The 7,624-nt window shown below is 35.2% G+C and carries 9 protein-coding genes; all 9 read right to left on the reverse strand.

The window, feature by feature from the left end; translation table 11 throughout:
- Nucleotides 1-618: TrkH family potassium uptake protein (locus J7J10_00775; GenBank protein ID MCD6129480.1), on the reverse strand; the 618-nt coding region annotated here is incomplete at its 3' end.
- Nucleotides 618-1,949 carry a Trk system potassium transporter TrkA gene (gene trkA / locus J7J10_00780; protein MCD6129481.1) on the reverse strand — a complete coding sequence of 444 codons (1,332 nt, stop codon included), beginning with the start codon at nucleotides 1,947-1,949 and terminating at the stop codon, nucleotides 618-620. The genes trkA and J7J10_00775, both read right to left, overlap by 1 nt.
- On the reverse strand, nucleotides 1,946-2,608 hold the full coding sequence (locus J7J10_00785; protein MCD6129482.1) for a ribulose-phosphate 3-epimerase: 663 nt from the start codon (nucleotides 2,606-2,608) through the stop codon (nucleotides 1,946-1,948). The genes trkA and J7J10_00785 overlap by 4 nt, the downstream gene beginning before the upstream one ends.
- A complete protein-coding gene (locus J7J10_00790) occupies nucleotides 2,605-3,600 on the reverse strand; it encodes an HlyC/CorC family transporter (protein MCD6129483.1) in 996 nt (331 codons plus the stop codon). The genes J7J10_00785 and J7J10_00790 overlap by 4 nt, the downstream gene beginning before the upstream one ends.
- On the reverse strand, nucleotides 3,600-4,547 hold the full coding sequence (thiL, locus tag J7J10_00795; GenBank protein MCD6129484.1) for a thiamine-phosphate kinase: 948 nt from the start codon (nucleotides 4,545-4,547) through the stop codon (nucleotides 3,600-3,602). Before thiL ends, J7J10_00790 begins: the two co-directional genes overlap by 1 nt.
- Nucleotides 4,537-5,709, reverse strand: coding sequence for a replication-associated recombination protein A (locus J7J10_00800; protein ID MCD6129485.1), 1,173 nt, complete (start codon nucleotides 5,707-5,709; stop codon nucleotides 4,537-4,539). The genes thiL and J7J10_00800 overlap by 11 nt, the downstream gene beginning before the upstream one ends.
- Entirely contained in the window at nucleotides 5,699-6,430 is a 732-nt protein-coding gene (locus J7J10_00805) for a DUF72 domain-containing protein (GenBank protein ID MCD6129486.1), read from the reverse strand. Before J7J10_00805 ends, J7J10_00800 begins: the two co-directional genes overlap by 11 nt.
- A 44-nt stretch (nucleotides 6,431-6,474) precedes the next feature.
- On the reverse strand, nucleotides 6,475-7,293 hold the full coding sequence (locus J7J10_00810; GenBank protein ID MCD6129487.1) for an ABC transporter ATP-binding protein: 819 nt from the start codon (nucleotides 7,291-7,293) through the stop codon (nucleotides 6,475-6,477).
- Between the two features lie 44 nt (nucleotides 7,294-7,337).
- Nucleotides 7,338-7,624: hypothetical protein (locus tag J7J10_00815; protein MCD6129488.1), on the reverse strand; the 287-nt coding region annotated here is incomplete at its 5' end.

The raw sequence follows: 7,624 nt of genomic DNA on the forward strand, positions 1-7,624 counted from the left end.
ACTCATTCCCCCAAACAGAAGAAGTATAACCTCCAATATAGTAAAAAAAATATAAACCAACCATAATGTTTTTGCCATCTCTTTTATGCGAGGCCTGACTTTCTCTAATTTTACACCAGGCGCTTCCGCGCTGAACAACTTTATTCCACCTGATCCCAACATAGGTAAAATAGCTATATATAAAACAATAATACCCATACCGCCTAACCATTGAGTGAGGCTACGCCAAAAAAGTATGCCTTTCGGCGATAATTCAATATGCTCAAGAACAGAGGCTCCTGTCGTAGTATATCCCGATGCACTTTCAAAGAAACAATCCGTAAAGTTAAGAAATGTATTACAAAAAAGATAAGGCAAAGCAGAAAAAAGAATAGTAAAAAGCCACATAAACACTACTAAAATAAACCCATCTCTGGAATGCAGCTCTCTATCTTTCTGTTTGTAGGAAAAAACATAAAACAGCCCACTAACAAAAAGCGTAATCAAAAAAGATTCTGCAAATGCTGGCCAGGTTTTCTCCGCATAGACAAGAGAAATAAAAAAAGGCAAAAAAAAAGAAAATGAAAATAAAAACAAAAAAAGACTCAATATATAGAAAATCTTTTTCCATTCATGCATCAAAAAAATTCCTTCAACTTCTTCAGGTTCTCATGCAGCGTAAAAACAATCAGCTTATCACCGGGCATAATCATATCTTCACCCTTAGGAATAATTACTTTATCCTTTCTTATAATACCTCCTACCAGACAACCGCGTGGAAACTTAATGTCTTTTATCAATTTATTGGCAACATAAGACCCACTTACCACTACATTTTCTATGGCTTCAACTGCGGACTCAAAAATACTTACTACGGAGACTGTTTGCTCGTGTCTTACAAATCTCAAAATAGCACTGCTGGTAGAAAGTTTGGGAGCAACAATAGCATCTAATCCTAACTTTATTGCTAAAGAAAAATATTCAGCTATATTTATTAAAGTGATTGTCCTTTTCACGCCCATTCGCTTGGACAGGAGAGAAACAAGGATATTAAATTCTTGATCATTAGTCAACGCCATCACACAATCGGAAGAAAACACATTTTCTTCTTTTAAAAGTTCTATATCTGATGCATCTCCTTGAACAACAGAGCTTTTCTTTAATTCTTTGGAAAGAAACTCACAATTTTTCTTATTTCTCTCTATCACCGTTATACTATAACCACTCTTTTCCAATTCTTTGGCAACAAGTTTTCCTATATGTCCACCACCCATAATAACTACACTTTTTATAGGAAAATACTCTTCATTCATTTCATGAGAAAGAGGCATAATATCCTCTTCTCTTGCAATAAACAAAGCAATATCACCAGGGATAAACTTGCAATCGCCACCAGGAATAATCAATTCATTTTCACGGTAAAGACCAACAACAAGAAAGGGAATGTCTATTTCTTTCAATGGTTTAAATGCATAAGGGTTTTTATCCTTTATTTTCAATCCTATAATTTTAACCTTTCCCTGTTCAAACTCCATCACATTTGTGGCAATTGGAATACGCACCAAATTAATAATCTCCCTCGCTGTCACCTTCTCCGGATTTATTACATAGGTTGCATTTATTCCGGAGGAACCCATGAGCACGCTATTTTCATAATATTGAGGGTCTCTCAATCTTACAATCTTATTTCGCACATGAAACAATCTATCAACCATTAAGGTGGCAATCATATTTACCCTATCATCATTTGTAGCCACCACTACAATATCTGCTTTTTCTATCTCCGCTTTTCTTAAAACAGAAAGAGATGTTCCATCACCTTGCACCACACCTACATCCAAATTATCACTGATATTTCTTATTTTTTCAGCATCAATATCTATCACCATTACATCTACATCTTCTTTCTCCAATGTCTTGGCTACATTATAGCCTACACTTCCTGCTCCTATGACAACTATATTAATCATTTCAGTTTCTCTCTCCACTCCTTCACTGTTTTCCTATAATCCTTACTACTAAATAATGCATTACCAGAAACAAATATATCTGCTCCACATTCACGCAACAACTTCACATTCAACCCATTGACACCACCATCTACCTCTATAAGAAAATTATAGTTATCTTTTCTTCTCATCTCATCTAATTCCTCTATCTTCCTGGATACATCTTTTATGAAGCTCTGTCCAGAAAAACCAGGATTAACAGTCATCACCAACACTACATCTACCTCATTAAGCACATACTCCAGAAGAGAGGGATGCGTGGCAGGATTTAGAGCCACGCCAGCTTTTGCTCCTGCGTTTTTCACTTCACTTATCATCCGATGCAGGTGCAGAGATACCTCTTGATGAACGGTAACTATATCTGCACCCGCATCAACAAAAACGGAGGCATATTTCTCTGGATTGGAGATCATCAGATGCACATCCAGGGGAAGATATGTAATTTTTTTTAAATTCTCCACAATAATAGGACCAAATGTGATATTTGGTACAAAATGTCCATCCATAACATCTATGTGTATCAAATCTACCCCTGCCTTCTCTAAAGCTTTTACTTCTTCTTCCAATCTTGTGATGTCTGCAGCCAGAATAGAAGGTGCAATAAGCGTTTTTCTTCTCATTTTTCCCCCACCCTTATTTTTCTAAATTCACCAAATAACTCTTCTAATATATCCTCCATTGTTATTATCCCTAAACATTTTTCGTTTTTTTTCACCACCGATAGATGCATCTTTCTGCTGTTCAAAAGTTTAAACGCCTCATCTGCAGATACACACGGGTCAATAAACAACGCTGGACGTGAAATCTCCTTTATACTTTTTTTCCTTTCTCCCTTCGCAAATTTTAACAAAAATAAGTCCTTCTGATACAAAATTCCTATAATATTTTCTTTAGTTCCCTCATAAACGGGTATGCGAGAATAGTAAATAGATTTTATCTTTTTTAAAACATCCTCCAAAGTTAAATGAGCAGAAAAGATCTTTACATCTTGAAGAGGTATCATAATATCTTTTACTTTCACCTCTTCCCATCGAAATGTCCGCTGAATCATCTCTTCCTCTTCTTTATCCACCACACCCGTGCCTCTTTCCCTCTTTACCAGCTCTTTAAATTCTTCCTCTCCTAATTTTAAAGGCTGCTCTTCCTTTTGTTTGGCCAGAATAACATCTATAACTTTGCTAAAAAAACAAAGAGCATATTTTACAGGACATATTAAATGTCCAAAATAATAAATAGGTTTAGCCACACGAGTGGAAATGAAAATATTACTTCTCATAGCAAGGGATTTAGGCGTCGTTTCACAAAATATTAAGAGAATAAGTGTCATCACTCCAATACTCAAAGCCACCGAAAAGCTCCCCCACATCTTCAAGAATATATCCGTAATTATACTGGATGCAACAATATTTACCGCATCAGTGCCCAAAAGTATGGTAACCAAAAGTTCTCTGGGATTCCGTAATAATCTTTCTACATATTTGTAACTCTCATTATAATGTTCCTCAATATACACCAGTTGAGTGGTCTGAAGAGAGAAGAGAGCTGTTTCACCGGCAGAGAAACAGGCAGAGGCAAAAATCAGAGCGAAAAAAACACAAATTTCAATAACCATTATTCTCTAAAGTGATTGTATCCTTTGTGAGCAATATTCAACCTTTGACCTTCTTCTGAAAATTCTATACCCTTTTCTGTTATCTCGCCGATTATTGTTATGGGAATACCCATAGAAGAAGAAATAGTATGAATATGTTCATACTGGTCGGGAGGTGCGGTAAACAAAAGTTCATAATCCTCGCCTCCAGTTAACAAATCTATTGTTTTTAATCCCCACCTTTTAGGTTCTGCACACAGTGGAATCTTTTCTATACAAATATGCATCCCTACTTTACTTTCCTCACAGATATGCAGAGCATCACTAATTATTCCATCACTGACATCTATCATAGAGGTAGCAACATCTATCAATTTTCTTCCTATATCTACTCTCGCCTCCGGAGCAAGATGTTTTTCTATTATCTTGTCATCTATTCCTTTTTTCAACAAAACCAATCCCATATAAGAGCCACCAATGCATCCTGTAATATAAATCCTATCACCAACTTTTGCCCCACTTCTCAAAATTGCCTTCCCTTTTTCTGTTTCACCTATAACCGTTATACTAATCATCAACTTCTCAGAGCAAGAAGTATCTCCACCGATAATATGAATAGAGAACTTCTCCGCTTCCTCAATAATACCTTCCACTATACACTGCAAATAATTTTGTTCAATACTTTTTGGTATGCACATACTGACTAAGGCATATAGGGGCACACCACCCATCGCTGCTACATCACTCACATTTACTGCCATACATTTTCTACCTAATTTATGTGGAGGATTAAGAGACTTCACAAAATGCACATCCTCTACCAAGACATCGGTTGTCAACAAAAAATCTTTTTTCTCGCCTTTTATTATTGCACAATCATCCCCTATTCCCAGAACCCCTTCTTTTTCCTTACACATCTTTCTCACTATATCTATAAAACCAAATTCCCCTAATTCTCTAATATTCATTCAACATCCTCAAAAATTCTTTTATCTTCCTTTCGTAACCTCTATTTGTAGGTATATAATAGTTAATTTTTTTGGGAATGTAAGCCTGCTTTACATACCCTTTATCAAAATCATGTGGATAGAGATAATGAGAATGAGGAATGTTCTTTAAATGACTCGGCACTTCCATTATAAGCCCTCCTTTTACATCTTTTAGCGCCTTTTCTATGGCCTTATAGGAAGCATTACTTTTGGGTGCAGTAGATAGATAGATGGTGCATTGGGCCAATGGTATTTTTCCTTCTGGCAATCCTATAGCCTCTACCGCTTTATATGTATTCACTGCCACAGACAGAGCTTGAGGGTCAGCATTACCTATATCTTCCGAAGATAAGATAATCAATCTGCGGGCGATAAACAAGGGATCTTCTCCTCCCTTGAGCATGCGCGCCAACCAATACAATGAAGCATCTACATCACTTCCCCTTACACTCTTTATGAATGCACTGATTATATCGTAATGTTCTTCTATCTTATCATATTTAATATTTACACCAAGTAATTTGTTTACTTCATCTTTAGTTATATATGCCTTGTTGGATAAAAGCTCCACACTATTCAATAACCTTCGCCCATCACCGCAAGCAGAGTAAAACAGTAATTTTCTGGCTTCATCATCTATTCTCTTTTTTAAAAAAATCAATGCTTTGTCCAATATTATATTTAACTCATTAAAGGATAAAGCCTTAAACTCATAGATAAGACTGCGGGAACGAAAGGCTTTGGTTAATGTAAATGAAGGATTCTCTGTTGATGTTCCCACCACTACAATTTCTCCTTTTTCCATAAGTGGAAGCAATACTTCCTGCTGAATACGGTTCAATCTATGAATCTCATCTATTAATAAAAGAATGGGTCTTTTCTTTATAGTTTTGAGATTTTTTCTTAAATCCCCCACTGTAAATCCACTGGCATTCATAGAAAGGAGTAAATACTTATGTGTATGAGCAAAAATGTGGGCATAAGCTGTTTTTCCAACCCCCGGTGGCCCAAAAAAGATAAGAGAAAATGGAATCTTTTCCACTTCTAATAAACGAGACAAAGCATCTCTTATATCTGTTTGACCTACAAAATCCTCCATATCCTTAGGCCTTAACATATAAGACAATGGTTCATTCATCATTCAAAAATTCTCTTAATTTAAGTGCATTTTTAGGAGCATAGCCCCGAAAATCGTTGTTGAAATAAACATAAACATCCTTTTCTTTATTTAACTGCTTCTTTACAAACAATGTCCAGCTATACAACTCATCATCCGAATAAGAAGAGGCATACATTTTCTGCGGTCCATGTAAACGAATATAGACAAAATCTGCCGTAATCCAATATATAGTCTCTATTTTCTTCATATGAGAAATACAAAAAGCAACATTATACTTACATAAAATATTGTATGTTTCCTCTGTAAACCAACTTTTATCTCTAAATTCAATACTAAACCGATAATGACCTGGTAAAGCTTTACAAAAATCCAAAAGCAAGCTCTTATTAAATCTTATATTGGGAGGTAGCTGAAATAAAAAGACACCTAATTTTTGTCCTAATGGTTTTAGAATATGCAAAAACAGATAAACTCCCTTTTCTGTATTTTTGAGTAGTCTTTGATGAGTAATCTCTCTGTAAATTTTCGCACTATATACAAAACCATCAGGCACACGCTGAATCCACCCTTTCACAGTCTTGGCTTTAGGCAGATGATAAAAAGTAGAATTAAGTTCCACTGTATTAAATATGCCGGCATAATAAGGAAGCCACTCGTATGTCTCCAGTTTGGACGGATAAAAAATGCCTCTCCATCCTTTGTAAAAAAAGCCTGATGTTCCTATATACAATCTATTACTCATCCGCTAAAAATTTACAGAAAAATAGCCCGATTTCAATAAAACACCTATTTACTTACAATTTCTACAAAGACCTCTTCCAAACCCTTCTTGATAGATTCTATATTCAGTATCTCCATATTGTTCTGTTTTAATGTTTCTAATTCATCTACAAGTTTATCTTTATCTACTATTTTGTTCTGTATGTCACCTTTATCTTTATGTGTAACCTTAAAACCTCTTACGGTTAAGGCTTGTATCTCTTTTCTGTCCATCAAAGAAACCAACTCTCCCTTATTTATGATACCAACCCTATCGCACAGTTCTTCCACATCCGGTATGATGTGAGATGAGAAGAAAACTGTTTTGCCTTCATCTTTTAAATCCTTAATAATCTTCTTTAAGATAAATCTGCCCATCGGATCCAATCCACTCATAGGCTCATCCAGAATAAGAATATCGGGATTGTGTATAATAGCCATAACAAATCCTAACCTCTGTATCATGCCTTTGCTATACTTTCTCACCTGCTTGTCTGCTACATCTAACAGCTCAAAAGTTTTTAACAGCTTCTCTTCTCTTTTACTATCATAAGCATTGTGCATCTTTCCTGCAAATCTCAATAACTCTCTTCCTGTTAAAAAATCAAAATAGGCAGGGTGCTCGGGCAGAAATCCTATAGATTCTCTGGACTTAGGATTTAAAGAAGATATACCATTTATCAAAACTTCGCCCTTATCTGCCCTTATTAAATCAACCATAATCTTTATAGTGGTGGTTTTACCTGCTCCATTTGGCCCCAAAAAACCAAATATCTCTCCCTGTTTAATATTTAAAGACAACCCCTTCAGAGCTCTTGTAATCTTTCCTTTTGTCAAGCAATTCATGAAGTGAATTGTCTTATAATTTTTAACAATTCCTCTTATTTCTATCATTTAAAATCCCTATAAGTGAATTTACTGGTAGTTCTTATTTTACCATCTTCATCTATATAAAAATTTCCACCATAAGGGTCTTGAGGTATCTTTTTTAAAATATTATATTTTACAAGCTCACCTATATCCTTAGGTAATTGTTTATATCTTTTCTTAAATTCCTCCATTGCCGTTTCAATTTTTTCTATACTTAGCAAAGCGGTCAATCTCTTTTTGTATATCTCTTTAATACGCTCATCTTTAGTATTGTTTATCATATACTTTAAAAATGTAATGCCTAATT

It is taken from the genome of Deltaproteobacteria bacterium, from assembly GCA_021159305.1.
Classification (GTDB): Bacteria; Campylobacterota_A; Desulfurellia; order JAGGSF01; family JAGGSF01; genus JAGGSF01.

Bases quoted from the DNA above. Each gene is read 5' to 3' on its own strand.
- J7J10_00810 (MCD6129487.1), bottom strand. From the start codon at position 7,293: ATGAATTGCTTGACAAAAGGAAAGATTACAAGAGCTCTGAAGGGGTTG.
- J7J10_00805 (MCD6129486.1), bottom strand. From the start codon at position 6,430: ATGAGTAATAGATTGTATATAGGAACATCAGGCTTTTTTTACAAAGGA.
- J7J10_00790 (MCD6129483.1), bottom strand. From the start codon at position 3,600: ATGGTTATTGAAATTTGTGTTTTTTTCGCTCTGATTTTTGCCTCTGCC.
- J7J10_00785 (MCD6129482.1), bottom strand. From the start codon at position 2,608: ATGAGAAGAAAAACGCTTATTGCACCTTCTATTCTGGCTGCAGACATC.
- J7J10_00800 (MCD6129485.1), bottom strand. From the start codon at position 5,709: ATGATGAATGAACCATTGTCTTATATGTTAAGGCCTAAGGATATGGAG.
- thiL (MCD6129484.1), bottom strand. From the start codon at position 4,547: ATGAATATTAGAGAATTAGGGGAATTTGGTTTTATAGATATAGTGAGA.
- trkA (MCD6129481.1), bottom strand. From the start codon at position 1,949: ATGATTAATATAGTTGTCATAGGAGCAGGAAGTGTAGGCTATAATGTA.